This is a genomic window from Limimaricola cinnabarinus, assembly GCF_047631075.1.
In the GTDB taxonomy this organism is placed as follows: Bacteria; Pseudomonadota; Alphaproteobacteria; order Rhodobacterales; family Rhodobacteraceae; genus Limimaricola; species Limimaricola cinnabarinus.
In genome coordinates, this window is sequence record NZ_JBLHYX010000009.1 from 42651 (window position 1) to 67393 (window position 24743).

Annotated in this window: 20 protein-coding genes, 1 tRNA gene and 1 pseudogene; 10 read left to right on the forward strand and 12 right to left on the reverse strand. The window is 66.4% G+C overall.

Annotated features, from left to right (window positions below):
* Positions 1-55: 55 nt before the first annotated feature.
* The gene (locus tag ACJASC_RS09130; protein WP_415145377.1) at positions 56-1891 is read right to left on the reverse strand and encodes a PHA/PHB synthase family protein; all 1836 of its coding nucleotides are present in this window, start codon (positions 1889-1891) and stop codon (positions 56-58) included.
* 123 nt (positions 1892-2014) lie between these two features.
* Between ACJASC_RS09130 and phaZ the strand changes: the two are divergent.
* Positions 2015-3268 (forward strand): annotated as a pseudogene (gene phaZ, locus ACJASC_RS09135) (polyhydroxyalkanoate depolymerase); the annotation flags it as partial.
* A 433-nt stretch (positions 3269-3701) separates the two neighbouring features.
* On the opposite strand, the gene ACJASC_RS09140 reads toward phaZ, so the two are convergent.
* Complete coding sequence (locus ACJASC_RS09140; protein WP_415145379.1) at positions 3702-4883, reverse strand: pyridoxal-phosphate-dependent aminotransferase family protein; 1182 nt, start codon at positions 4881-4883, stop codon at positions 3702-3704.
* An 80-nt stretch (positions 4884-4963) separates the two neighbouring features.
* Entirely contained in the window at positions 4964-5578 is a 615-nt protein-coding gene (locus ACJASC_RS09145) for a hypothetical protein (protein ID WP_415145381.1), read from the reverse strand.
* Between the two features lie 145 nt (positions 5579-5723).
* Between ACJASC_RS09145 and ACJASC_RS09150 the strand changes: the two genes are divergently transcribed.
* From ACJASC_RS09150 to ygfZ, 3 genes are read left to right on the forward strand one after another with little or no spacing between them, the layout of a single operon-like run.
* Positions 5724-6398, forward strand: a complete 675-nt coding sequence (locus tag ACJASC_RS09150) for a tyrosine-protein phosphatase (RefSeq protein ID WP_415145383.1) — start codon at positions 5724-5726, stop codon at positions 6396-6398.
* Positions 6395-8188 (forward strand): ABC transporter ATP-binding protein, encoded by a 1794-nt coding sequence (locus ACJASC_RS09155; protein ID WP_415145385.1) that lies wholly within the window; start codon positions 6395-6397, stop codon positions 8186-8188. Before ACJASC_RS09150 ends, ACJASC_RS09155 begins: the two co-directional genes overlap by 4 nt.
* A 31-nt stretch (positions 8189-8219) precedes the next feature.
* Entirely contained in the window at positions 8220-8957 is a 738-nt protein-coding gene (gene ygfZ / locus ACJASC_RS09160) for a CAF17-like 4Fe-4S cluster assembly/insertion protein YgfZ (protein ID WP_415145388.1), read from the forward strand.
* Here ygfZ and ACJASC_RS09165 read toward each other — a convergent pair.
* On the reverse strand, positions 8954-9799 hold the full coding sequence (locus tag ACJASC_RS09165) for an inositol monophosphatase family protein (RefSeq protein ID WP_415145390.1): 846 nt from the start codon (positions 9797-9799) through the stop codon (positions 8954-8956). The two genes, ygfZ and ACJASC_RS09165, sit on opposite strands and share 4 nt — an antisense overlap.
* 81 nt (positions 9800-9880) lie before the next feature.
* Positions 9881-10444, reverse strand: coding sequence for an elongation factor P (efp, locus tag ACJASC_RS09170; protein WP_415145392.1), 564 nt, complete (start codon positions 10442-10444; stop codon positions 9881-9883).
* A 230-nt stretch (positions 10445-10674) separates the two neighbouring features.
* Between efp and ACJASC_RS09175 the strand changes: the two genes are divergently transcribed.
* The gene (locus ACJASC_RS09175; protein WP_026147324.1) at positions 10675-10998 is read left to right on the forward strand and encodes a DUF6280 family protein; all 324 of its coding nucleotides are present in this window, start codon (positions 10675-10677) and stop codon (positions 10996-10998) included.
* A gap of 55 nt (positions 10999-11053) precedes the next feature.
* Here ACJASC_RS09175 and ACJASC_RS09180 read toward each other — a convergent pair whose 3' ends face one another.
* Positions 11054-11623, reverse strand: coding sequence for a cobalamin biosynthesis protein CobQ (locus ACJASC_RS09180; RefSeq protein WP_415145394.1), 570 nt, complete (start codon positions 11621-11623; stop codon positions 11054-11056).
* Between the two features lie 80 nt (positions 11624-11703).
* Here ACJASC_RS09180 and ACJASC_RS09185 point away from each other — a divergent pair, with 80 nt between their 5' ends.
* Positions 11704-13152 (forward strand): cobyric acid synthase, encoded by a 1449-nt coding sequence (locus tag ACJASC_RS09185; RefSeq protein ID WP_415145396.1) that lies wholly within the window; start codon positions 11704-11706, stop codon positions 13150-13152.
* A gap of 11 nt (positions 13153-13163) precedes the next feature.
* On the opposite strand, the gene ACJASC_RS09190 is transcribed toward ACJASC_RS09185, so the two are convergent.
* The 3 genes from ACJASC_RS09190 to ACJASC_RS09200 form a co-directional block, all read right to left on the reverse strand.
* Positions 13164-14105: a chromosomal replication initiator protein DnaA gene (locus ACJASC_RS09190; RefSeq protein WP_415145398.1), complete on the reverse strand. Its 942-nt coding sequence runs from the start codon at positions 14103-14105 to the stop codon at positions 13164-13166.
* 73 nt (positions 14106-14178) lie between these two features.
* Positions 14179-15534, reverse strand: a complete 1356-nt coding sequence (locus ACJASC_RS09195; protein ID WP_110546314.1) for a TolC family outer membrane protein — start codon at positions 15532-15534, stop codon at positions 14179-14181.
* A gap of 55 nt (positions 15535-15589) precedes the next feature.
* Positions 15590-16243 carry a protein-L-isoaspartate O-methyltransferase family protein gene (locus ACJASC_RS09200; protein ID WP_415145401.1) on the reverse strand — a complete coding sequence of 218 codons (654 nt, stop codon included), beginning with the start codon at positions 16241-16243 and terminating at the stop codon, positions 15590-15592.
* Between the two features lie 424 nt (positions 16244-16667).
* Here ACJASC_RS09200 and ACJASC_RS09205 point away from each other — a divergent pair.
* A tRNA-Cys gene (locus ACJASC_RS09205) sits at positions 16668-16741 on the forward strand.
* A 151-nt stretch (positions 16742-16892) separates the two neighbouring features.
* Here ACJASC_RS09205 and ACJASC_RS09210 read toward each other — a convergent pair.
* Positions 16893-18791 (reverse strand): alpha-amylase family protein, encoded by a 1899-nt coding sequence (locus ACJASC_RS09210; RefSeq protein WP_415145403.1) that lies wholly within the window; start codon positions 18789-18791, stop codon positions 16893-16895.
* Positions 18792-18885: 94 nt separating this feature from the next.
* Positions 18886-20148 carry a cation:proton antiporter gene (locus ACJASC_RS09215; RefSeq protein ID WP_021692743.1) on the reverse strand — a complete coding sequence of 421 codons (1263 nt, stop codon included), beginning with the start codon at positions 20146-20148 and terminating at the stop codon, positions 18886-18888.
* Between the two features lie 254 nt (positions 20149-20402).
* On the opposite strand from ACJASC_RS09215, the gene ACJASC_RS09220 reads away from it, so the two are divergent.
* The gene (locus ACJASC_RS09220; RefSeq protein WP_415145555.1) at positions 20403-21638 is read left to right on the forward strand and encodes a lytic murein transglycosylase; all 1236 of its coding nucleotides are present in this window, start codon (positions 20403-20405) and stop codon (positions 21636-21638) included.
* A 63-nt stretch (positions 21639-21701) separates the two neighbouring features.
* On the opposite strand, the gene yghU is transcribed toward ACJASC_RS09220, so the two are convergent.
* Positions 21702-22568 (reverse strand): glutathione-dependent disulfide-bond oxidoreductase, encoded by an 867-nt coding sequence (gene yghU / locus ACJASC_RS09225; protein ID WP_415145405.1) that lies wholly within the window; start codon positions 22566-22568, stop codon positions 21702-21704.
* A 248-nt stretch (positions 22569-22816) separates the two neighbouring features.
* Between yghU and nhaC the strand changes: the two genes are divergently transcribed.
* Positions 22817-24325 carry a Na+/H+ antiporter NhaC gene (gene nhaC / locus ACJASC_RS09230; protein WP_021692739.1) on the forward strand — a complete coding sequence of 503 codons (1509 nt, stop codon included), beginning with the start codon at positions 22817-22819 and terminating at the stop codon, positions 24323-24325.
* A gap of 121 nt (positions 24326-24446) precedes the next feature.
* Positions 24447-24716: a DksA/TraR family C4-type zinc finger protein gene (locus ACJASC_RS09235; protein ID WP_415145408.1), complete on the forward strand. Its 270-nt coding sequence runs from the start codon at positions 24447-24449 to the stop codon at positions 24714-24716.
* Positions 24717-24743: the final 27 nt, after the last annotated feature.

A 24743-nucleotide genomic window follows, 5' to 3' on the forward strand; every position in this document is an offset into this window, starting at 1 on the left:
TTCAAGATGTTTTTCTGCGGTGCAGCAAAAAAATTCCCTAGGGGCAAGCATCGGCCTATTCGGCTGCGAGGCGCCCCCCCGTCACGTATCGCCCAGGCGCCGGACCCAGCGCGGGATGCACCTTGGAGCCGGGCTGGCGTGCAGGCACAAGCTCGCCCGAACGCGGCTCCAGCCACTCGATCCAGGCCGGCCACCACGAGCCTTCGTGCCGGGTCGCGGCCTCTCTCCAGGCCTGCGCATTCTCGGCGGGTGCGGCGTTGGTCCAGTAGCCGTATTTCTTCTTGGCAGGCGGGTTGACGATCCCCGCGATGTGGCCCGATCCCGAAAGCACGAAGGTCTTGTCCTTCGACCCCATCTTCTGCACGCCGCGCCAGCTCGAATCCCACGCCGCGATATGGTCGCTCTCGCAGCCCACGGCAAAGACCGGCACCGTCACGTCGGAAATCTTCGCCTCGTGTCCCGCGACGGTAAAGCCGGTGGTGGCGAAGCGGTCCTGCTGACACAGCCCGCGCAGGTATTCGACCGCCATGCGCGCGGGAAGGTTGGTGCCGTCGCCGTTCCAGTAGAGCAGGTCGAAGGCGGGGGGCGCCTCGCCCATCATGTAGCTGCGGATCGCGGGCTGGTAGATCAGGTCACGCGCGCGCAGGAAGGAGAAGGTCCGCGACATGTAGAACTTGTCGAGCACGCCCGCCTCGCGCGCTTCGGCCTCGATCCCGTCGACGAAGTCATCATCGAGAAAGACGCCGACCTCCCCTTGATCGGAAAAGTCGGTGAGCGTGGTGAAGAAGGTGGCCGAGTTGACCGACTTGTCCTTGCGCGCCTTGAGTACCGACAGCGCAAGCCCCAGCGTCGTGCCCGCGATGCAGTAGCCGACGGCGTTGACCTTCTTGACGCCGCAGATTTCCTTGACCACCTCGATCGCCTGAACATAGCCGTCCTCGACATAGTCGGTCATGCCGATTTCGGCATAGCTCGGATCGGGATTGATCCAGCTCACCACGAAGAGGGTGTAGCCCTGATCGACCACGTGGCGGATCAGGCTGTTCTGCGGCTTGAGATCCAGGATGTAGAACTTGTTGATCCATGGTGGGAACAGCACGATCGGCGTCTCGCGCACGTCATCGGTGGTAGGCGAATACTGGATCAGCTCGAACAGATGGTTGCGAAACACCACCTCGCCCGGTGTGGTGGCGAGGTTCTCGCCCACGCGAAAGGCGTCGCCGTCGGCCAGCGTCACCACGAGATTGCCCTCATTGGCCTCGAGATCGCGCACGAGGTTCTCCAGACCGTCGATCAGGCTCTGGCCATCGGTCTCAAGTGCCTTTTGCAGCGCGTCAGGGTTGGTGGCGAGAAAGTTGGTCGGGCTGAACATGTCGACGATCTGCCCGGCGAAGTAGTCGAGCCGCTTCTTTTCGCGCGGCTCCAACCCCTCGATTGAATCGATCGCCGTGCGCACGGCTTCGGCATTGGTGAGGTATTGCTGCTTGATGAAGGCGAACCACGGATGCGTGTTCCACAGCGGGTTGGCAAAGCGGCGGTCGCTCGGCCCATCGCCGGGCGCGGGCGTCGCGGCCCCCTGTACCATCTTCTGCTGGGTTTCGACGTAATGCTGCAGCGTCTTGCCCCAATACCCAAGCTGATGCTCCATCAGCTTGGCGGGATCGCGCATCATTTCGGACCAGTAAGTTCCCGCTGCCTTCAAGTAGAGGTCGTGCTTGGGCCCCTGCAAGGCGCTGGGCACCTTGCGACCCCGCCCCATAGCTCCCACAAGCCTTTGCGTCAGTGTCTCGATCCGGGCGAGATTCTGCTCGAGCCGTTCCTTGGCTTTCGTGGCCAAAGCGTCACCGCTCACGCTCTCGTCGTTAGCCCTGTTCTGATGGTCAGTTGTCATACGCCCCCCCACGCCCTAGTTTGCAGCTGCAGCATGCGGCCTGCCGGGACGGGCCTGCGCCCCATGTGCCGCCGAGGCGGGGTTGGCCCCGGTGGACCAATGACCCCTGCCTGGAGCAGTCTTATGAAGTATATGCCCACCTATGACCTTATGGAAAGCGTGCGCAACACCAACCAGTGGTTGGGTGCGACTGCACGGGCCATGGGGGACCATCCGGCCATGGCGATGACCGCCAATCCGGTGATGCAGATTCTGCGGGCCTGGGGCGACGTGACCGAGCGCAGCTTCGCCCGCATGGTGGCCAAGCCCGACTGGGGTATCCCTTCGGTTTCCGGCCCCGATGGCAAGGACCATATCGTCCGCGTCGAGACGCTGCTGGAGCTGCCCTTCGGCGACCTGATCCGCTTTACCACCCCCGGCAGAAAATCGCCGAGGCGGCGCGTCCTCCTGGTGGCACCGATGTCGGGCCATTACGCCACGCTGCTGCGCAAGACGGTGATCAGCCTTCTGCCCGATTGCGACGTGCACATCACCGACTGGCACAACGCCCGAGACATCCCCGTCAGCGCGGGCAAGTTCGACGTCGAGGATTACACCAAATACGTCGCCGAGTTCATGCGCCATCTCGGGCCCGACTTGCACGTGATCGCCGTGTGCCAGCCGGTGCCGCTGACTCTCGCCGCCACGGCGATGCTGGCCGAGGACGACCCGTCCGCGCAGCCGCGCTCGCTGACCCTGATCGGCGGGCCGGTGGACCCCGACGCCGCCGCCACCGACGTGACCGATTTCGGCAGCCGCGTCACCATGGGGCAGCTCGAACACTCGATGATCCAGCGCGTCGGCTTCAAGTACAAGGGCGTGGGCCGCGAGGTCTATCCGGGCCTGCTGCAGCTTGCCTCCTTTATCGCGATGAACGCCTCGACCCATGCGCAGGCCTTCACCGACCAGATCTTCCGCGCCGCTCATGGCAAGGCATCCGAGCACGACAAGCACAACCAGTTCTACGACGAATACCTCGCCGTGATGGACATGACGGCCGAGTTCTACCTCTCGACCGTGGAGCGGGTGTTCAAGTCGCGCGATATCGCGCGCAACGCCTTCACCGTGGATGGCCGCAGGCTCGATCTGGGCAAGATCACATCGGTGGCGGTGAAGATCGTCGAGGGCGAGAAGGACGATATCTCGGCTCCGGGCCAATGCCTCGCCGCGCTTGATCTCCTGACCGGCCTTTCCGACGACAAGAAGGCCGCGCATCTGGAGCCCGGCGCCGGGCATTACGGCATCTTCGCCGGGTCGAGCTGGCGCAACAACATCCGCCCGCTGGTGCTTCAGTTCATCGACGACAATTCCGACGCCCCCGCCAAGCCGACCGCCAAGGTCGAAACGCCCAAGCCGCGCCCGGCCAAACCTGCCGCCGCCAAGCCCGTCAAGGAGGCCAAGGCAAAGCCAGCTGCAAAATCCGTCGCAAAGCCCAAGCCCGCAGCGACTACGAAGGCCGAAAGTCCGAAGCCGAGCGTTGTGCCGGCTCGCACAGAGACCGCGGCCCCCGAGGCGAAGACCGCCGAGCCGCCCAAGCCCAAGCCCGCAAAGCCGACGCTGGTCAGCACCAACGACCCCAAGCCGACGCCCGGTGCCACGAAGGCCGAAGCGCCCGAGGGCGGGGACGCCAGGACCGCCGAGCCGCAGAATGACAAGGCAAAGCCGGGCGACGTCCAGATTGCCAAATCGCAGAGCGACAAGGCGAAACCGGGCGATGCCCAGACCGAAACACGGCCCGGCACGCCGGACCGCGCGGCCAACACCTGAGCGATCAGGCGGCGGCCAGCGATCTGGCCGCCGCCACCACGCCACCCGTGGCATGCGGGATCGACAGGGCCGAAAGCCCCGCCTCGATCACCCCAAGCGCCCCCATCACCATATGCGCGTTGACATGGCCCATATGGCCGATCCGGAACCAGCCTTCGGGCGGCGTCCGCCCCAGCCCGATCCCCAAGGTCACCCCCATCTCGGCTTCACACCATGCGCGCAGCCGGTCGGCGTCCGGTGCGCCGAGGTGAATCGAGGTCACGGCATGGCTGCGGGCGCGCGCCTCGCGGACCCCAAGCCGCATCTCGCCCTCGCGGCCCCAAGCCTCCACTGCCGCCCAGATCGCGGTGGCCAGAATGGCGTGGCGATGCCAGACCTGTTCGATTCCCTCCTCGACGATCAGGTCGAGCGCGGCCCGCAGGGCGTAGAGATGGTGGGTCGGCGCAGTACCAGCGAAATGCTGGTAATAAAGGTCGGGGGCGGCACGCGGGGCCCAGTCCCAGTAGGGCGTGACCATGTCGGCCCGCCGCCGCGCTTCGGCGGCGCGTTCATTGAAAAAGACAAATCCCAGCCCCGGCGGCGTCATCAGCCCCTTCTGGCTCGCCGTGATGGCGACGTCGACGCCCCACGCGTCCATCTCGAACCGGTCGCAGCCCATTGAGGCGATGCAGTCGGCCATCAAGAGCGCCGGATGGCCGCAAGCCGCCAGAGCGGCGCGGTAGTCGGCCATCTCGGCGCGCACCCCGGTCGCGGTGTCGACGTGGCAGGCGATGACGGCCCGAATCTCGTGGGCCGCGTCGTCCCGCAGACGCGCCTCGAGCCGGTCGGGCGTCACCGGCCCCGCCCCGTCGCTTTCGATCACCTCGACCTGCGCCCCGAGCGCGCGCGCCGTCGCGGCCCAGCCCTGCCCGAAATGCCCCGAAACCAGCGCCAGCACCCTGTCGTCGCGCTTGAGCACGTTCAACAGCGCCGCCTCCCACATGCCATGGCCGTTCGCGATATAGATCGCGGCATGATGGTCGGTGCCCGCGATGCGGCGCAGGTCGGGAAACAACGTCTCGGTCATATCGTGAAGGGCGCCGGTATAGATGTTGGGCGCGGGCCGCTGCATCGCCGCGAGCACCCGGTCGGGCATGACCGAGGGGCCGGGAATGGCGAGATAGGGACGGCCGTGGGAAAGCGTCATGCGGGGGGCCTCGCAGGGAATGGGCGGCAATTGGATCGGCGCGCAGCCTCGCGCCGCCCCGGCCCGCCGTCAACGCCCCTTCAGCGTCCCAGCGCCCGCGCCAGCGCCGCCTCGACCTGCGCCACCTCGGCTTCGCCATCCTTGGGCATCGCGCCATGCAGGTTGTTGAGATCGCTGACGTAGCCGCGGATCTGCTCGCGCAGCGAGGCGCGGCTGCGGTCTGGCAGTATCCCCGCGCCACGCAGTTCCGCCTCGGTGGTCGGAGTCTTCTCGGGGTATTTCGTCAGGTCGGCGAGCCGCAGCCCCGCGGTGATGCCGCGTCCGCGCGAAAAGAAGCTGCGGTAATCGCGCACCGCCACCAGACCCATCGGTTCGGGCCCGATCCCCGCCGCATGCAACCGGGCGAACATGACCCAATTCTCGGCCACCCGGCGCAGCACCGGCGTGGAGAAGGCGCGCGCCCAATTCTCGGCGTCGCCGCGCCGGTCAAAACCACCCAGCACTTCCTCGCGCCGTGGCGCCTTGTGATAGATACAGTGCTGAAGCCCCGACACAGCATGCATGATCTTGACCTGCGGCCCCGGCAGATAGACGGCCCAGGCACCCCACTTCACCCGGCAGACCCGCCCGGCGACCGTGGCATGGCTCGGCCAGAGCCGCACCTTGTCGATGACCTCGACCCGTTCCTCGTCCATGCCCGCCACTCCTGTCTGCGTCTCTGCCCTAGGCCGCGATCCCGGTCCCGTCAAACCCCGGCCTCCGCTCGCCCGCCCCCTCGCCCGCTTGCGAGGTGGGGCGGGGATGCTTATGCAAAGGCCGGATGCACCGATGGGATGGGCAATGAAGCTTCTCGACGATCTGAAGGCCTGGGAACGGCGCACCCGCACGCGGCACCACAACCTCGACGAACCCGAGGCCCGGCGGCGCGCGCTGGCGAGCTACCTGATCCTCGACCACGCGATCCTGCGCTATTGGTGGACCAACTTCCACCTCGTGACGCCGGGCGTTTTCCGCTCGAACCAGCCGACGCATGGCCGGTTCGGCCGGATGGCCAAGATCGGCATTCGCACCGTCATCAATCTGCGTGGCGAAGGCACGCATCCGCGTTACCTGTTCGAGGCCGAAAGCTGCCGGGCGCTGGGCCTGCGCCTCGTCTCGACCCAGCTCTCGGCCCGCAAGGCCGCCCCGCCCCGAGAGATCCTGCGGCTCTTCGACCTGTTGCGCGAAGTCGAGCGCCCCGTTGTGATGCATTGCAAGTCGGGGGCCGACCGCGCCGGGTTCGCCTCGGCGCTGCACCTTCTGGCGGAAGGCCACTCGATCGAGGAGGCGCGCCGGCAGCTGCATCCGCGCTTCCTGCATTTCCGCCGCTCGCGCACCGGTGTACTCGATCACATTCTCGACCTTTATGCCGCCCGTCTCGAACAGGGGCCGATCGGCATCGAAGAGTGGATCGCCACGGAATACGACGCCGAAGCGGCGCAGCGGGGCTTCGATGCCAAGCGGGCCGCGACATGACCGCGGCGCTGCGCCCTCCTGCCGACGCAGACCCCCGCCCCCCCGCTCTCGACCGGCGCGGGCTCTTTCTCTGGCTGTGGCGCAACTATCTTGCACGGCACTGGCGCTGGCTCGTCGTCGCGATGATCCTGATGGCGATCGAGGGCGGCTCGCTGGGGCTTTTCGCCTCGATGATGAAACCGATGTTCGACGAGGTCTTCGTCGCCGGAAAGACCGAGGCTCTGTGGATGGTGGGCGTCGTGGTGATGGGCGTCTTCATCGTGCGCGCCGTCACCTCGCTGGGTCAAAGGGTGCTGATGACGACGATCCGCGAGCGGTCCGCCGCGGCGCTGCGCTCCGATCTTCTGGGGCACCTGATGCGGCTCGACGGTGGCTGGCATCAGGCCCATCCGCCGGGCTACCTGATCGAGCGGGTGCAGGGCGACGTCTCGGCGATCAACCAGGTCTGGGCGACCCTCGTCACGGGGGCGGGCCGCGATCTCACCTCGGTCATCGCCCTTTTTGCCGTGGCGTTGTCGGTCGAATGGCGCTGGACGCTGGTGGCGCTGATCGGCATCCCGATCCTCGTGCTGCCCTCGCTCATCGCGCAGAAATACGTGCGCCGACGCTCGCGCAGTTCGCGTGAGATCGCGGCGCGGATGTCGACCCGCCTCGATGAAGTGTTCCACGGCATTGCGCCGATCAAGCTCAACGCGCTCGAAGGCTACCAATCCGAACGCTATGGCCGCCTTGTCCAGGCCCGTGTGCGGGCGGAGATCCGCGCGGCTTCGGGTCAGGCCGCGATCCCTTCGATGATCGACATCATGACCGGTCTCGGTTTTCTCGGCGTGCTGTTCTATGGCGGCGCGGAAATCATCGCGGGCGACAAGTCGGTGGGCCAGTTCATGGCCTTCTTCACTGCCATGAGCCTTGCCTTCGAGCCGCTGCGCCGGCTGGGCAACATCTCGGGCCAATGGCAGACCGCGGCCGCCAGCTTGGAGCGTTTGCGCGCGATCTTCGATGCCAGGCCGACGCTGACGTCGCCCGCGACGCCGCAATCCGCCCCTACCGGCGCGCCCGAGATCCGTCTGGACGACGTGCACCTCACCTATGGCGACCTACCGGTTCTGCGCGGTGCGAGCTTCACCGCCCGGGCCGGGCGCACCACGGCCCTGGTGGGGGCCTCCGGGGCGGGCAAGAGCACCGTGTTCAACCTGCTCGCACGTCTCGTCGATCCGCAATCGGGCGAAATCAGCATCGGCGGCGTGCCGACCCGCGCATTGGCGCTCGACGATCTGCGCGGGCTGATCTCGGTGGTCACGCAGGACGCGCTGCTGTTCGACGAGACGATCCGCGACAACATCCTCTTGGGACGCACAGATGTTTCCGAGGCGCGCCTGCGCGAGGTGCTCGACGCGGCGCATGTGTCGGATTTCCTGCCGCGCCTGTCAAAGGGTCTCGACAGCCCCGCGGGGCCGCGCGGCTCGGCTTTGTCGGGCGGCCAGCGCCAGCGCGTCGCCATCGCGCGGGCGCTGTTGCGCGACACGCCGGTGCTGCTGCTCGACGAGGCGACGAGCGCGCTCGACACCAGATCCGAGTCGGTCGTGCAGCAGGCGCTGGAACGGCTCAGCGAGGGACGCACGACCCTGGTGATCGCGCACCGCCTCTCGACGGTGCAGGGCGCCGACAGCATCGTGGTGATGGATCAGGGCGAGGTCGTCGATCAGGGCAGCCATGCCGAGCTTCTGGCGCGCGGCGGGCTCTATGCGGATCTGCACGCCTTGCAGTTCCGCGACCCCGAGACGGGCTGACGCGGGCGCCGCGCGGCCCTATGTAGGGCGCATGACACAGGACCGCACCATCATCGCCGTCACCGGCACCGACCGCGAGGAGTTCCTTCAGGGGCTCGTCACCAACGACATCGCGCGCGCGAGAGACGGCCTCGCCTATACCGCGCTACTCACGCCGCAGGGCAAGCTCATCGCCGACTTCTTTGTGAAGGGCGAGGCGGATCGGCTTCTGATCGACGTGGCCTCCGACGTCGCGGCGCAGCTCTTTCAGCGGCTGTCGATGTACAAGCTGCGTGCCGACGTGGCGCTGGCCGAAGCCGATCTGAAGGTTTCGCGCGGCACCGGCCTCGCCCCTGAGGACGCCCTTCCCGATCCGCGGCACCCGGCACTGGGCTGGCGGCTCTATGGGGCGCAGGCCGGCGATGATGGCAGCGACTGGGCCGCGATCCGCGTCGAACACCTGATCCCCGAATGGGGCGCCGAGCTTGGCCCCGAGACCTATATCCTCGAAGCTGGCTTCGAGCGGATGGGTGGCGTCGATTTCAAGAAGGGGTGCTATGTGGGCCAAGAGGTTACCGCGCGGATGAAGCACAAGACCGAGCTGCGCAAGGGTTTCGCCCGCGTCGCGGTCGAGGGGGATGCCGCCCCTGGCGCTCAGATCCTGTCGAACGACAAAGCCGTCGGTACGCTGCACAGCCGCGCGGGCGACCGGGCCATTGCGTGGCTGCGCTTCGACCGAGCCGAGGGCGAAATGCGGGCTGGCGAGGCCCGCGTGATCCGGATCGATTAGAGCAGTGCCGGGCGCAGCCGGACGGCCATCGCCTCCCATGCCGCCTCGCTCGACGCGGTAAGCAAGTAACCCGCGTCGCGCGCCAGACCGAGATGATAGTCATCCCCGTCCAGCATCCGCGCCACACCGCCCGCGCGCGTCACCGCCAGTGCCCCTGCCGCGTGATCCCACGGGTTCAGCACGGCGGCAAGGGCGGCTTCGGCGTGGCCCTGTGCGATCAACCGATACTCATGGCACGAGCAGCGCAGCCCGCCAACCCGGCCAAACTCCGCAAAGGTCGCGGCCAGCGCTGGGCGCCTCTCGCGCGGCACCAGCGCCAGCGGCAGATAGACGGTCATCAGCGCGGGATCGGCGATCGGGGAGGTCGCGAGGCGGCAGCGGTTGCCATCCGCCGTCACCATCTCGCAGGGGCCATCCTCGCTTGCCTCGACCCGGTCGTCGAGCAGCGGGTCGTAAAGGATGCCATGCGTCACCCTGCCCCGCGCCCCAAGCGCGAGGATCATGCCGAACAGGGCCAGACCGCGTGCGAAGTTCCAAGTGCCGTCGACGGGGTCGATGATCGCCGATAGCTCCGCCGTCCCGAGACCGTCGAGCAGGGAGGCATTTGCCGACACCGCCTCCTCGCCTACGATCAGCGCCTGAGGCAGACGCGCGCGCAGCGCCTCGGTGATCCGGACCTCGGCGGCGGTATCGGCCTCGGTGACGAGGTCGTGGGGATCGGCCTTCGTGGCGATGTCGCCCGCGCCAAGATTGCGAAATCGCGGCAGGATCTCGGCCCGCGCCGCCGCTCTCAGGATCGCCGTCAGTTCGCCATTGTCGATCATCACCAGCCCCGTCGCCATGCAAAAGGGCGGCCCCGGTGGAGCCGCCCCGTTCAGGCGCAGTCTGACGATCCCCGCTCCGGCCGCAAGGCGCCAAGCGGATCAGGCGCGCTCGGCGTATTCCATGGTTTCGGTGTTGACCACGATGTCCTCGTCCTGACCAACGAAGGGGGGCACCATCACGCGGATGCCGTTGTCGAGCAGAGCGGGCTTGAAGCTGTTGGCCGCCGTCTGGCCCTTCACGACCGGCTCGGTCTCGACGATTCTGCAGGTCACCTTCTGCGGCAGGGTGACGTTGAGCGCCTCCTCGCCGTAATATTCGATATGCACCGTCATGCCGTCCTGCAGGAACGGGCGACGTTCGCCCAGAAGCTCGGCAGGCAGGGCGATCTGGTCATAGGTTTCGCTGTCCATGAAGGTCAGCATCCCGTCGGTCTCGAACAGGAACTGCTGGTCCTTCTGGTCGAGGCGCACGCGCTCGACCTTGTCAGCGGAGCGGAACCGCTCGTTGAGCTTGGAGCCGTTGCGCAGGTTCTTCATCTCGACCTGTGCGAAGGCACCGCCCTTGCCGGGTTTCACGTGATCGACCTTCACGGCGGCCCAGAGGCCACCATTATGCTCGAGGATGTTGCCGGGGCGGATTTCGTTACCGTTGATCTTGGGCATGTCGGTCCATGTGACGGAATTAAGGCGATGGGTTGATCGAGATTGGCCCCCGCCTATATCTCGCAGGTCGCCTCAAGGCAAGCTGAGCCAGCCCCGCAAGGTCGTCATGCGAAAAGCCATGCACTCACGTCATGGCTGCCATTCCAAAAAGGCGGCCCGAATCATGGCGGAAACGGGCTAGTCACCGGGACGCATTGGCGACAAGAGCAAAAAGAACGTAAGGAAGCATGATGAAGGATTTCGTTGACGGCACCGCCTACAACAACGAGCAGGGCAACCGTGCCCGCAAGCTCTTCGCGGCCGTCGTCCTTGCCGCCCTGGATGACGCCATCGCCGACGACAAGAAATATGGCAACGGCCCCGAGCAGATCGCCCGCTGGGCCCGTTCGCGCGATGGCCGTGAAGTGCTGTCCTGTGCCGGAATCGACCCCAACGAGCGTGTGGTCGCCGGCCTGATGGAGTTCGTCGGCAAGGGTGTGCGCACCTCGGTCGCCCTGTCGCGCGAAGAGAGCGAGCGCCGTCACGCCGCCGAACTCGAATCTCGCGCCGCCTGATCCGACGCCTCTCGACCCGAAAAACGCGCGGCTCCTCCGGAGCCGCGTTTTTTTGTCAAAAAACAAAGCGCCAGATGCCCGAGGAGCCCAGCTCGGCCAACAGCAACAGAACCATACCTACACGCAGGGCGATGGAGCGAAACCGCCATAGCATCCATGCCGTCAAGCAGATAGACACCCCCGCCTCAAGCGGCCCGAAGATCCCGGCATGGTTGTTACGGTCCCAGTAACTGAAAGGTGAGTCGAATTTCCAATCGGTCAGGGGCCAGAACATCGGACGCGCGTCGCTGCCATGCAGCGGGAAATCCAGCGCGAGGTGCAGCAGCCCCGCCCCCGCGAAGGCCGTGACCACCGGCCAGCGCCGCCACACCCCGAGGCCCAGAAGCGCGCCCCAGAGCAGGAAGGAATTGTCGATGGCGAAGACCGCCATCCACGCGTCCGAAAAGTAATATTCGTCGAAGATCACGCGTGCAGGCACGTCAGAGACGAGGCGCGCCCAAGCCACCATGAGGTAGAGCGACAGGTCCGGCGCCAGCCCGCCCAGCAGCGCCGCCGCCGTGACCCGTGCATGGCCCGGCCGCCCGAAGGCCGCCGCGCCGAAGATCAGATGCGCCGGGGTGTTCATGCACTTTTCCTTTCGCGGTCGCGCCCCTAGACAGCTAACTCAGTCGGGATGAACCGGAAAGCCGGGCAATCGGAGGGCGCATGGCAAGGGCGATTATGATCCAGGGCGCAGGCTCGAATGTCGGCAAGTCGATGATCGTCGCGGGGCTGGCGCGTGTGGCGCTTCTCAGGGGCTTGTCGGTCGCACCGTTCAAACCGCAGAACATGTCCAACAATGCCGCCGTGACGGCGGATGGCGGCGAGATCGGCCGCGCGCAGGCGTTGCAGGCCCGCGCCTCGGGCCTCGCGCCGCTCATCGACATGAACCCTGTGCTTCTCAAGCCTGAGAGCGAAACCGGCGCGCAGGTCGTTGTGCAGGGCCAGCGCCTCACCACGGCGCGGGCCCGCGACTACGCGGCGCTCAAGCTCACGCTTATGCCACGGGTGCTCGAGAGTTTTCACAGGCTTGCGACAAGGCATGAGCTGATCATCGTCGAGGGGGCGGGCAGCCCGGCGGAGGTGAACCTTCGCGCGGGCGACATCGCCAATATGGGGTTCGCCCAGGCCGCGGGCGTGCCCGTCATCCTCTTGGGCGACATCGACCGGGGCGGCGTCATCGCGCAGCTCGTGGGTAGCCACGTGGTGCTGGCGCCTGAGGATGCCGCGCTGATCCGGGGCTTTGCCGTCAACAAGTTTCGCGGCGACGCCAGTCTCTTTGCCGATGGCATGGATTTCATCGCGGCGCGCACCGGTTGGACACCGCTGGGGATCGTGCCGCATTTCTGCGATGCTTGGCGATTGCCGGCCGAGGACGCGGCGGAGATCGTCACGCGCCCCGGCGGGCCGATCCGGATTGCGGTGCCACGGTTGAACCGCATTGCAAATTTCGACGACCTCGATCCGCTCTCGGCCGAACCCGATGTCAGCGTGACAATGATCGAACCGGGCCGCCCCCTGCCCGGCGACGCCGACCTCGTGCTCATCCCGGGCACCAAATCGACCATCGCGGACCTCGCCGCATTTCGCGCCGAGGGCTGGGACATCGATCTGCGCGCGCATCTGCGACGCGGCGGGCGGATCATGGGGATCTGTGGTGGATACCAGATGCTCGGCCGCAGCATCGCCGACCCTGAGGGCATTGAAGGATCGCCCTCGACTGTCGAGGGGCTCGGGCTCCTGGACGTGGAGACGGTGATGCGGCCTGAAAAGCGGCTTGGCCTTGTCGAGGCGCGGCTGTGCGACGACGGCACGCCGCTCAGGGGCTATGAAATCCATATCGGTCAGACCGATAGGTTCGGCCAAGCCAATCCTTGGATCGAGATCGATGGCCGCCCCGAAGGCGCGGCAAGCGCGGATGGGCGTGTGCGCGGTTGCTATCTACATGGGCTCTTCGCCGACGACCGGTTTCGCGCCCGGATGCTCGCGGAGCTGGGCGGGACCGGGCGCACGGCCTATGAGGACGGCGTGGAGGCGACGCTGGATGCGCTCGCCGCGCATTTGGAGGCACATCTCGACATCGATCGGCTGCTGGCCCTCGCCGCCCCGGTCTAGCGCGGCAAGCCTCAGTCGACCTCGCCGCTGGCGAGAGCGCGAAAGATCTCGCGGCGCACGAGCTTGCGCAGGTTGCTGGTAATCCGGTCGCCGAGTGGACCGCGCAACTCGTCGCGCAGCACCTCGACGATCAGCTCACGCAGCATGCCCTCGTCGATCTGCGGCGCACCTGCCGGGACGGGCCCGGGTGCTTCGGCGGCAGCGGGGATCTCCTCGGCCGGGGCTTCGTGCAGGGTTCGGAGCTCGGTCACCTCGGCCATGTCCGCCGGATGCATGGCCTCGGGCGCCGGCTCGGAACGTTCCGCCACCGGAGCCTCGACCTCATCCGTCTCCTCGTCGGCAAGGCCGTCGTGGAAACCGGCCTCGGGCACGGGCGCGATGGAGCCCACTCCTTCGGCGGGATGCCCGCCGGACCTGACGGACGCTTGGGAATTGGGGTGTCGGCGGCTGAGGAACGGGGCGTCCTCCGGGCGGGCCTGTGCCCAATCCATCACCGGGGCCGGTTCGCTTCCGTCAGGCTCCCACTCATCGACCTGGTGGGTGATCGCGGCCTCGAGCTCGGCGATCGTCGCCTCGAGACGCGATCGAAGGGCCGAATCCTGCGGTTTGCGGGCCGTGGGAAACGAGGGCGCCTCGAAATCCTCGTCGGTCTGGTCGCGGTCTGCTTTAGGGACTCGACCGACGTTCCCCGGAAACGGCGTCGGCGCTGTGGGCGCTGTGGCCTCCTGCGGCTCGGGGCGCCCCGCGACACGCAGCGCCGGGGTCAGCATCAAGGGCGCCGAACTGCGACGTTCGTCACGGCCCTGCGTCGGGGAAACCGGGGCATGCAGGCTCCGATCGACCGGGCGCGGGCCGGTCTTAGCGGGCGCGCCCTGCGGATCGCCATCCGCGAGCAGCCTGCGGATGGACGACAGCACATCCTCGATTTCGACACTCTTGACGGGATCGGACATGTTCTACCCTGCTTGCCTCGGGTGAAGTCTAGCGAAGGCCGCGGCACCCGGCAATGATCCTGCCGGGTGCGGATCAACGGCCGATGGCCTCGAGCACGCGATCGAGCGCGCGGCCCTGCTCCGAGCTGCCGGAGGGCGCGTTGCGCACGAGGTTGTAATAGGCGGCGGGGTCGTAGATCTGCACCGCCAAACCGAGCTGCCGGGCATCCAGCATCCCGATCGACGACAGCACCACGTAGGTCGCCAAGGTCTCGTCCATCTGGGCCGACACGAGCGAGGCGCGGGCGTCGAGCAGATCCTGCTCGGCGTTGAGCACATCGAGCGTCGTGCGCGCACCCAGCCTGGCCTCTTCGCGCAATCCATCGAAGGCCACCTGCGCGGCACGGACCTCCCGGCCCGACGCCTCGATACTGGCGCGCGCGACGGTCAGGCTGGTATAGGCATTGGCCACCGCCTGCTCGACCACCCGGCTGGCGCGCAGCAGCGCCGAACGCGCCGCGTCCCGACGCGATTTCGACTGGCGCAGCTGACTGGCCAGCGAACCGCCCGTGTAGAGCTGCTGGCTGACGGAAAGGCCGATCTGTTCGCTGTCGTCGAAATCATCATTGACCGAGACGCTGCCCTGCAGCGAGAGCTCCGGACGGTTGGCGGCTTCGGCACGTTGGATGTTAAGCTCGGCCACGGTGATCGCATGCTGCGCCTCGACGAGGGACGGGTGATTGCGCCGTGCAAGGGCCTGCGCCTCGGCCAGCGAGCCGGGGATTCGCGCATCCGGGACGTCGGCGAGATTGCCCGGCCGTCGGCCTACGGCCGCCGTGAATTCGGCCTGCGCATTGGCAAGAACGCCCTCTTCGGATGCCAGAAGGCTGCGGGCCGATGCGAGCCGGGCCTCGGCCAGGGACACATCGGTCCGGGTGACCTCGCCGACCTCGAACCGGTCCCGAGCCGCTTGGAGTTCCGTCGTGATCAGGCGCAGGTTGTTGCGCCGCAACTCGACGAAAGCGTCGGCCCGCTGCACTTCCATGTAGGCCGAAACCACACGTTGAAGCATGTCCTGCTCGATTCGACGCAGCTGCTCGCGGCTCGAGAGGACGAGTGCCTTCTGGGCGTCGAGGGCATAGCGGCTCTGGCCGCCATCATAGAGCAGCAGGGAGGCCGACAGCGTAGCCGAGCTGCTGATGTCGTAGGGATCGACGCCGACGGCATCGCGCAGGGGGCCGCTTGTCGACAACGCCGTCTGCGCCGACCAACTGATGATCGGGCGCAAGGTCGCGAGGGATTGCGCGACGTTTTCGTCGGCCGCGCGAAGCAAGGCCCGGTTCTGCTCAAGTAATCCGCTGTGCTCGTAGCTGTAGGCCAGCGCATCCGCGAGCGTCTCGCCCCGCGCCGCGCCGGTCATGGCGGCGGCAAGACCGGCGCCCAGAATCAAGCTTCCCCAAAAATGCCGCATAATGCCCGCCTTGTTTTTCTTGTTGCTCGTCAGCCTACAACACGAAGTCCCGTGTCGACTCGAAGCCCTTCAAAAGCGGGGCTCCGGCATTGAAGGCGAAGCGCCATGAGATCCGGCCGTCGATCTTGTGACCGATTCGGACCACGCCCAGCGCGCCTTCCGCGAAGATCGCCGCGACCCGCCCGCCTTCGCGCAGCTGCTCGACCAATGCGTCGGGAAAGCGCTCGATGGCGCCTTGCAGGATGATCACGTCGTAAGGGCCGCTCTTGGGCGCACCTTCGGACAGCGTGCCGCAGACCACGGCAGCGTTGTCGACACCGTTTTCGGAGAGGATGGCCTGCGCCTCGGCGGCGCGCTGCTCGTCATCCTCGACGGCCGCCACGAAGCCCGCCAGCCGCGCCAGCAGCGCCGTGGAGTAGCCAAGCCCGCATCCCAGATCGAGCACCGCGTCATGCGGTTCGATCTCCAGACCGTCGAGCATCTTGGCCAACGTGCGCGGCTCGAGCACGACCCGATCGCCGCCAAGCGGCAGATTCTCGCCCACATACGCGGCTTCGCGCATCGCGGCAGGCACATATGTCTCACGCGGAACCCCGAGCATCGCGTCGATGATCGGAAATTTCGTCACGTCCGAGGGTCGCACCTGCGTGTCGACCATGAAGACGCGGCGGGTCGCATAATCAACCACGGACCGGACTCTTTCGTTCAGTTTCGCCATGGCCCTGATGCCACAACCCCGGCGGAGCGGCAACTGCGCAGGGCTTCGGGACCGACGCCACATCCGCAGGGAGACCTGAGGGCCACACCCCTGCTCATGCCGGATCATGGCTCCGGACCGCCCCGAACGGCCGAAGCGCACCGGTTTTCGCACTCTTCGGCACCATCGGGCGCTTGCGAACCTGCCCTTCCGCGCAGACCGGACGCCAGCCCCTTATCGTCTTCCGCCCCCTGTCAGGAGGGCTTTCAGAACGGCCCTTAGGCCCGCAGCAACGGCGCACCGCACCCAACATTGATAAAGCGCGACCGCCCGAGGGCATGGAATGCCGAATGTCGAGGGAAACGGCTCCGCCCTCTTGCGGCCCTCACCGAAGATTTATATAGGAACGGCGGCTGGCGGGTTGGCGGAGAGGTTACGCAGCGGATTGCAAATCCGTGTAGACCGGTTCGATTCCGGTACCCGCCTCCACTCTTCACTTGGCCTCCCCTCCAATCGACCTCGCATGCGGGCAGCGTAGTTTCGTCGATGACAGCGAGACAGGCCCCTGCAGTGTGGTCATGCGAAGGGCTCGGTCAGTCCAAGGCCCCTCCCCGTGACGGCACACATCAGAACCCCGGCCCTAACGGATCCAGACGCGCGCGTGCGGTGGCAGGGCGATCGCGCCTTGCGCATCGAGCACCGGGGCGTCGGACAGCGCATCGTGCAATGCATGCGCTCCGTGCTGGATCGCCCAGTCTCCAGGCATGTTCTGCCAAGTGTCCGTGAAATTGAACAGGCAGACCACGCTCCCCGTGGGGGCGCGGCGCGCGAAGGCGAAGAGCGCGGCGTTGCCGGTGTTCAGTATCTCGATGGCGTGGCTTGCATGAAACTCGGACGTCGCCGCCCGCCGTGCCAGGATGTGGCGCAGCCCGGCCCGCAAGCGTCCCGCCGGGCTGTCGTCGCCCTGCCGCGCCGCTTGGGCCGTGTCCCAATCCATGCGAGGCCGATGCAGCCAACGGCTGTCATGCGCCTGCGCCGGATGGTTCACATAGCCATAATCGTTCAACAGCCCGATCTCGTCGCCCATGTAGATCAGAGGAATACCCCCATAGCTCGCGATCAGCGCGTGTCCCATGAGGATGCGGTCGATGGCGTCGGTCACGCCCGCCGCGTCACCCGCATCGAGCCCGGCCTCCAGCCCCGCGAGGGAGGCGCAGCTGCCGCTGATCCGCTTGTCGCCGGTCTCGGGGTTGTATTGAAACAGGGCCCCGCGTGAGAAGCTGCCCGGATATATGCCCTCGTAGAACTTCGACAGGAAGGCGCGGTGCTGCGGACCGCCGAGTCCCACCGCCGCCGCGTCCTCGTCGGTCACGGCCCAGCCGATGTCGTCGTGGCACCGCAGATAGGTCGCATAGGTGGCGTTCGTCAGCACGGGCGGAAAATGCGTAGCCATGACATGGGTGAGAAGCCGTGTGTCGCGCGCTGCGAGAGCCGACCAGAACTGTACCATCAGCGAGTTGTGGTAGGCGAGGTTGCCCTCTTTGCCATCATGCTTGCCGCGCCCGAGATAGGGCAGCATCTCGGCCGGTCCCACGATCGCCTCCTCGAGATGGATCACCGCCGGTGCGGCGATGCGGCAGGCCGCGCGCAGAGCCTGCAACAGCATGTGGCACTCCGGCTCGGACTGGCAGCGCGTGCCTATCCGCTTCCACAGGAAGGCCACCGCATCGAGCCGCAGTACCTCGACGCCGCGATTGGCGAGAAACAACATCACCTCCAACATCTCGACGAAGACCTGCGGATTGGACCAGTTTAGGTCCCATTGATGTTCGTTGAAGGTGGTCCAGACCCATCTTTGCATGTCGTCGTAATAGGTGAAGCTGCCCGGCGCGTTGTCGGGAAAGATCTCGATCAGCGTGTCCTCATAAGCCTTCGGCAGCGTGTCGTCCTCGAAGGTGAGATAGTAGTCGAGATAGGTCGGATCGCCCGCGCGGGCCTTTTGCGCCCAGTCGTGCTCTTTGGCCGTATGGTTGAGGACAAAATCGATGCACACGCTCATGCCGCGCGCACGTGCGGCTGCCGTGGCGGCCTCGAAATCGGCCATGTCGCCATAGGCGGGGTTGATGGCACGGTAGTCCTGCACAGAATAGCCGCCGTCGCTGTCGCCCTCGCGCGGTTTCAGGCAGGGCATGAAATGCACATAGGTGATGCCAAGATCCGCGAGGTAGTCGAGCTTGTCGATCACCCCATTCAGATCGCCGGCGAAGCGATCGATGTAGAACACATAGCCGTTCATGCCGGGCCGCTGGAACCAATCGGGTTCCAGATCGCGCCTCAGGTCCAGGCGCTTGAGATCGGCAGGGCGAGCTGCCCAGCCCGCACGCAGCGCCGCGTCGAGTCGCTCACGGAAGGCGTCGAATCCCGGATTCTCGCCATAGAGCTCGTCGAGCATGCTCCACAGGTCGTCATGGCTGCGCGCGTATCGCAGGTCGAAGACTACCTCGTCGGTAAGGGTGGCAGGGCTGGATGCAGTCGTCATCGCGGACACTCCGGCAAGAAATTCAACACTCAAAGCCCGCAAATCCACAAAGCCACAGGGGCGACGTCGATCCTGAAAACCTGAATCGCACGGATCAACCGTCCCGCGCGGGTCGCGTCTCGCTCGACTGCTCCATGGCCCAGCCGACGCTGAAGCCGTGCAGCAGGGTCGAACAGAGGATGACCAGCGCCACGAGGGACCACAACGAATCTTCGTCGACGAACTCGATATGGCTGCCCGCGTAGCACAGATAGTAGATCGAGCCGATGCCGCGCACGCCGTAGACCGCGACGATGGCCCTGTCGCGCCGGTCCATCCCCGCCCCCGTCAGCGCCAGCCAGCCCGCGACGGGCCGGACCAGCAGCAGCAGAACCGCCGCCGCCGCCACCTGCGTCCATGTCAGATCCGCGAACAGCAGCGGCAGCACCGTGCCCAGCGCCACCAGAAGCCCCGCTGTCAGCGCATGTTCGATCGATTCGGAAAAATCATGCAGGCGACGGTGAAAGTGATGGTCTTCCTCGATCCGTCGCAGCGTCAGCCCGAGGATCGCGACCGAAATGAAACCGTAGCCCTCGATCAGCTCGGTCGAGCCATAGCACAACAGGATGCCCGCGAGCGCGATCACACCCGATCCGGTCTCGGCCAAGGCCGCGTCGCGCGGCAGCCGGAACAACACGTAACCCAGCGCCTTGCCGCCAATCCAGCCCATCGCGACACCCACGGCGATCCGGTAGATCACGTCGAGCATAAGCCAGTCCAACGCCCAGGCGCCGGGGTTGAGCCCTTCGGCGGCGATGATCAGACCAAGATAGACGAAGGGAAAGGCCAGCCCGTCATTGAGCCCTGCCTCGGTGGTCAGGGTAAAGCGCACCGGGTGTTCGGCCCCCTCCTGCGGCGGGCCGACCTGCACGTCGGCGGCCAGTACCGGATCGGTCGGTGCCAAAACTGCGCCCAGAAGGATCGCCCCCGCCACGGTCATGCCGGTGAGCCCAACCCCCAAAGCCGCCACGGCGAAGATCGTCAGCGGCATGGCGATACCCAGCATACGGAAGGTCGGTGTCCAGCGGGTCCATGGGCGCAGCTCGTCGATCCGCATGCCCGAGCCGAAGAGCGCCACGATGACAGTCAACTCGCTCACCAGCTCCCATGGCAGCGGCGTCTCACGCGGATCGGGCAGCGTGGCGAGGTCGGGTAGCAGCAGCGCGATCCCCGCGCCGAACAGGATCATCAGCGGCGCAGCCGCTGGCTCGCGCCGCGACACCAATCTCGGCAACCAGCGCGCGAGAATGACGACCATCCCCACCACAGCCAAAGCCACGTGATACGGGTTCAGCCCGAAGAACGGCTCGCCTTGCATCCCCCCTGCCCTCTTTCCAAGCTGCATTCGCATGGAAACTGCGTCGCCGGGCTCTCTCGGCAAGTGGCGTCGTGACGGCAACCGCGCATACGGAAACCGCGCATGCGGACGCGCGGGGCTTTTGGCGGGATCGCGCCGCTACGGGCCGGTCGCGAGTGACAGGGCAGCGCGTCCTGCCTAGTCTTCGCCCCGAACGGCGCCTCCCGATAATGGCCGCCGCCCGATGCCCCAACCCGAACGGATCGCTCCCCATGATGCGCCTTCTGCTCCTTATCATGTCTCTCGCCCTCCTGCCCGCAACCCTCGCCGCACAGGATCGCGCGGCGGTCGAACGGCAGTTCCGGGGCTGGCTCGAACAGGCGGTCTGGCCTCGCGCGCAGGCGAACGGCGTCGCGCGCGGCACCTTCGAGGCGGCCTTCACCGGCGTCACGCTCGACTGGGATCTGCCGGACCTCGCCCCACCCGGTGCACCCGCGCAGCCCCAAGGCCGGCAAAGGCAGGCCGAGTTCGGCAGCCCCGGCGCCTATTTCGGGCGCGGCACGGTCGATGGCGCGGCCTCGGTGGGGCGTCAGATGGCGGCGCGTCACGCGGGCACGCTGGCACGGGTGCAACGCGCGACCGGTGTGCCGGGGCACGTCATCCTCGCGATCTGGGGCCGCGAGAGCGCCTATGGACGCGCCGCGATCCCGCATGACGCATTTCGCATCCTCGGCACCAAGGGTTTCATGGGCCGACGCGCCGATTATTTCACCGACGAACTCATTGCTGCCCTGCGCATCGCTCAGGCGGGCCACACCCCGGCGCGCTCCATGAAATCGAGCTGGGCCGGCGCACTGGGCCAGCCGCAGTTCATGCCGTCGAGCTTTCTGAAATACGCCGCCGACGGCGATGGCGATGGGCGCGCGGATATCTGGCGCTCCGAGGCGGACACCATCGCCTCGATCGGCACCTATCTCGCCCGGCACGGCTGGATCGCGGGGCGCGACTGGGGCTTCGAGGTCGCGGTGCCGGGGACCGTCTCCTGCGCGCTCGAAGGCCCGGATCAGGGTCGCGCGATCGCCGATTGGGCGGCGATGGGCATCAGGCGCGTGTCGGGCAAACCCTTTCCCGACCACGAGGTGCGCGCCGAAGGGTTTCTGATGATGCCCGCCGGGCGGCATGGCCCGGCCTTTATCGTGACGCCCAACTTCTACGTGCTCAAGGACTATAACATGAGCGATCTCTACGCGCTCTTCGTGGGTCATGTGGGCGACCGGATCGCCTATGGCTCGGGTGATTTCGCGGGCCGCTGGGGCGCGGTCGGCGGGCTGATGCGCTCGGACGTGGCGGCGATGCAGCGCGCGCTCGAGGCCATGGGACACGACGTGGGCGGGGCCGACGGACTCGCGGGCTACAAGACGCGCCGCTCCATCGGGCGCTGGCAGCAGGCCACGGGTCAGGCCCCCACCTGCTTTCCACAAGCTGCGATGACCGCGGCACTGGCCCGCTGAGGGACATGAAAAAGGCCGGTGCCTCGCAGGTACCGGCCTTTGGGATTGAAGAGAACGACCGGTTCAGCCGCCGATCTTGTCTTGCGTCATCGTCTCGAAATCCTGCGCCGAGTGCCGCTCGTGAAGCTGAAGCTCCGGATCGCCGAAGGCGCGGTTGACCATGCGGCCCCGCTGCACCGCCGGCCGCGCGTCGATCACCTTGGCCCAGCGCATCACGTGGCTGTAGCTCTCGACATCGAGGAACTCGGCCGCATCGTAGAGCCGCCCCAGCACCAGCTGGCCATACCAGGCCCAGATCGCCATGTCGGCGATGGAATATTCGTCGGCCATGAACTCATGCCCGGCGAGATGTCGGTCCAGCACATCCAGCTGACGCTTGGTTTCCATGGTGAAGCGGTCGATCGGATATTCGAACTTTTCCGGGGCATAGGCATAGAAATGCCCGAAACCACCGCCGAGATAGGGCGCGCTGCCCATCTGCCAGAAGAGCCAGTTCATCGCCTCGGTGCGGCGGCCCGGATCATTCGGCAGGAAGGCCCCGAATTTTTCGGCCAGATGCAGCAGGATGGCGCCGGATTCGAACACGCGTTGCGGCTTGTCGCCGGAGCGATCCAGAAGCGCCGGGATCTTGGAGTTCGGGTTGATCTCCACGAAGCCCGAACCGAACTGGTCACCATCGCCGATGTTGATCAGCCACGCGTCGTATTCCGCACCCTCATGCCCCGCCTCGAGCAGTTCCTCGAACAACATCGTGACCTTGACGCCGTTGGGCGTCGCCATGGAGTAGAGCTGAAACGGATGTTCGCCCTTGGGCAGCGCCTTGTCATGCGTGGCCCCGGCGACGGGCCGGTTAGTCTTGGCGAACTGGCCGCCATTTTCGGCCTCCCAAGTCCAGACCTTGGGCGGGGTATACTCGGTGATATCCTTCATCGCGGCGTCCTGTGGGTTAGGCTGACATTGACCCGATAGATGGGATCGCAGGGCCATTCTGTCGAGGCTTCGCCCGCGCACAGGGCTCTGCACACCGCCGCACGACCTCTTTTGCTCGACGCGCCATCACGACTCCTGAAACCGGTGCTGATCGGACGGAACAGGCGAAATTCCGCTGGGCCGGTGGCAATTTTCGCCTAGGTCGGGCATGAAGCCGACTTTGAAACAACCCGGAGATCGCCCGCATCGTGACTGATAGAAACCTGCCTTCCCTCGGGCTGGCCCTGTTGCCGGTCGTGCTGACGCTTGGGCTTCTGGCCCTGCAACTTTTCTATTTCGGCGACTTCACGCCGCACATCCCCCTTGTGATCGGCCTTGCCATCACCGGGCTTCTGGGCGTGCTGCGCGGCCAGAAATGGACCGACATCCGCGAAGGCGTGTTCCACGTTATCCACGTCTCCCTGCCCTCGCTTTCGGTGCTGATCGTGGTGGGCATGATCATCGGTGTCTGGATCGCCTCGGGCACCGTGCCGACGCTGATCTATTACGGGCTGACGCTTCTGAACCCCTCGATCTTCCTTGCCGCGGCAATGATCCTCTGCGCGGTCGTCTCGCTGTCGCTGGGCACATCCTGGGGCACCGTCGGCACGATCGGCGTGGCGCTCATGGGCATCGGCGCGGGCTTCGGCATCCCGATGTACTGGACTGCGGGCGCGATCGTCTCGGGCGCCTTCTTCGGCGACAAGATCTCGCCGCTGTCGGACACCACCAACCTCGCCCCCGCCGTGACCGGCGTCAACATCTTCGACCACATCCAGAACATGCTGCCGACCACGGTGCCGGCGATGCTGATCGCGCTGGGCGTCTACATCGTCGCAGGCTACGGGCTGATCGAGCCGGCCGAGACCTCTCTCGACGCGATCACCCAGATCACTGCGCGGCTGGAGCAGGACTTCGCCCTCGGGCTGATCCCACTGACCCCGGCGCTTCTGGTCATCGGTCTCGCGCTGTTCCGCCAGCCGCCGCTGCCCTCGCTCTTCGCGGGCGTGCTGCTGGGTGGTGTGATCGCGATCTTCCAGCAAGGGGTGGGCCTGCATGACGTGTTCACCTTCGCGCAGTCGGGCTATTCCATCGACACCGGCATCGCCGATATCGACGCGCTGCTGAACAAGGGCGGCATCCAGTCGATGATGTGGACGATCTCGCTCATGCTGATTGCGCTGGGCTTCGGTGGCGCGCTGGAGCGCACCGGCTGCCTCGAATCGATCATTCTGTCGATCGTCAACAAAGTGAAGAGCTTTGGCGCGGTGCAGTCCTCGGCCATCTTCACGGCTTTCGCGACCAACGTGGTTGCGGGCGATCCCTACATCTCGATCGCGCTGCCGGGCCGGATGTATGCCCCGCTCTATCGCGGCATGGGCTACTCCACGCTCAACCTCAGCCGCGCCGTTGAGGAAGGTGGTACGCTGATGAGCCCGCTGATCCCGTGGAACGCGGGCGGCGCGTTCGTGATCACCGCGCTGGGCCTTGGCATCATGGACGGCAATCTCGAGAACCTTCTCTACATCCCGCTGGCTTTCGCCTGTTGGACCGCGCCGGTGATCGGGGTGTTCTACGCGGTGACGGGCTTCTTCTCGCCCAAGGCCTCGGAGAAGGACCGCGCCAACTGGGCCGCCGACAACGAGGATATCATGGACCTCACCGAGCACGACCACCTTGGCGATCCCGGCCCTGCGAAGGAAGCCACGCCGATCTGATCGACGACACATCGTGTCAGCGAACGCCCCGCCCCACCGGCGGGGCGTTCGTCGTTTCAAGGGTTGGTGGATCGGCATCCCTGCCTATCTTGAGAAAGACCCTGAACGAGAAGGACATCACATGGCCGGAGGATGGGCCCGCGACGGCGCGGTGGAGGAACAGATCGAAGCCTCGATCAATGACGAATTGAGCAGGATGAAGGCCCGGCGCGGCCCCGTCGGCGAAAGCGCGACCCATTGCGCCGAATGCGACGAGGAGATTCCCGAAAAGCGCCGCGCGGCGATCCCCGGCGTGAAGCTCTGTGTCGCGTGCCAGCAGGGACGCGACGCGCGGCCGCAATCGCGCGGCGGCTTCAACCGGCGCGGCTCCAAGGACAGTCAACTGCGCTGAGCATTGCGCCGGATGTCCGGCAGGGCA

Coding starts and splice junctions, on each gene's coding strand:
- ACJASC_RS09215 (WP_021692743.1), bottom strand. CDS start 20,148: ATGCAAGGCGAGCCGTTCTTCGGGCTGAACCCGTATCACGTGGCTTTG.
- efp (WP_415145392.1), bottom strand. CDS start 10,444: ATGCCCAAGATCAACGGTAACGAAATCCGCCCCGGCAACATCCTCGAG.
- ACJASC_RS09175 (WP_026147324.1), top strand. CDS start 10,675: ATGAAGGATTTCGTTGACGGCACCGCCTACAACAACGAGCAGGGCAAC.
- ACJASC_RS09190 (WP_415145398.1), bottom strand. CDS start 14,105: ATGTCCGATCCCGTCAAGAGTGTCGAAATCGAGGATGTGCTGTCGTCC.
- ACJASC_RS09185 (WP_415145396.1), top strand. CDS start 11,704: ATGGCAAGGGCGATTATGATCCAGGGCGCAGGCTCGAATGTCGGCAAG.
- ygfZ (WP_415145388.1), top strand. CDS start 8,220: ATGACACAGGACCGCACCATCATCGCCGTCACCGGCACCGACCGCGAG.
- ACJASC_RS09155 (WP_415145385.1), top strand. CDS start 6,395: ATGACCGCGGCGCTGCGCCCTCCTGCCGACGCAGACCCCCGCCCCCCC.
- ACJASC_RS09150 (WP_415145383.1), top strand. CDS start 5,724: ATGAAGCTTCTCGACGATCTGAAGGCCTGGGAACGGCGCACCCGCACG.
- ACJASC_RS09145 (WP_415145381.1), bottom strand. CDS start 5,578: ATGGACGAGGAACGGGTCGAGGTCATCGACAAGGTGCGGCTCTGGCCG.
- ACJASC_RS09220 (WP_415145555.1), top strand. CDS start 20,403: ATGCGCCTTCTGCTCCTTATCATGTCTCTCGCCCTCCTGCCCGCAACC.
- ACJASC_RS09210 (WP_415145403.1), bottom strand. CDS start 18,791: ATGACGACTGCATCCAGCCCTGCCACCCTTACCGACGAGGTAGTCTTC.
- yghU (WP_415145405.1), bottom strand. CDS start 22,568: ATGAAGGATATCACCGAGTATACCCCGCCCAAGGTCTGGACTTGGGAG.
- ACJASC_RS09130 (WP_415145377.1), bottom strand. CDS start 1,891: ATGACAACTGACCATCAGAACAGGGCTAACGACGAGAGCGTGAGCGGT.
- ACJASC_RS09235 (WP_415145408.1), top strand. CDS start 24,447: ATGGCCGGAGGATGGGCCCGCGACGGCGCGGTGGAGGAACAGATCGAA.
- ACJASC_RS09165 (WP_415145390.1), bottom strand. CDS start 9,799: ATGGCGACGGGGCTGGTGATGATCGACAATGGCGAACTGACGGCGATC.
- ACJASC_RS09140 (WP_415145379.1), bottom strand. CDS start 4,883: ATGACGCTTTCCCACGGCCGTCCCTATCTCGCCATTCCCGGCCCCTCG.
- ACJASC_RS09180 (WP_415145394.1), bottom strand. CDS start 11,623: ATGAACACCCCGGCGCATCTGATCTTCGGCGCGGCGGCCTTCGGGCGG.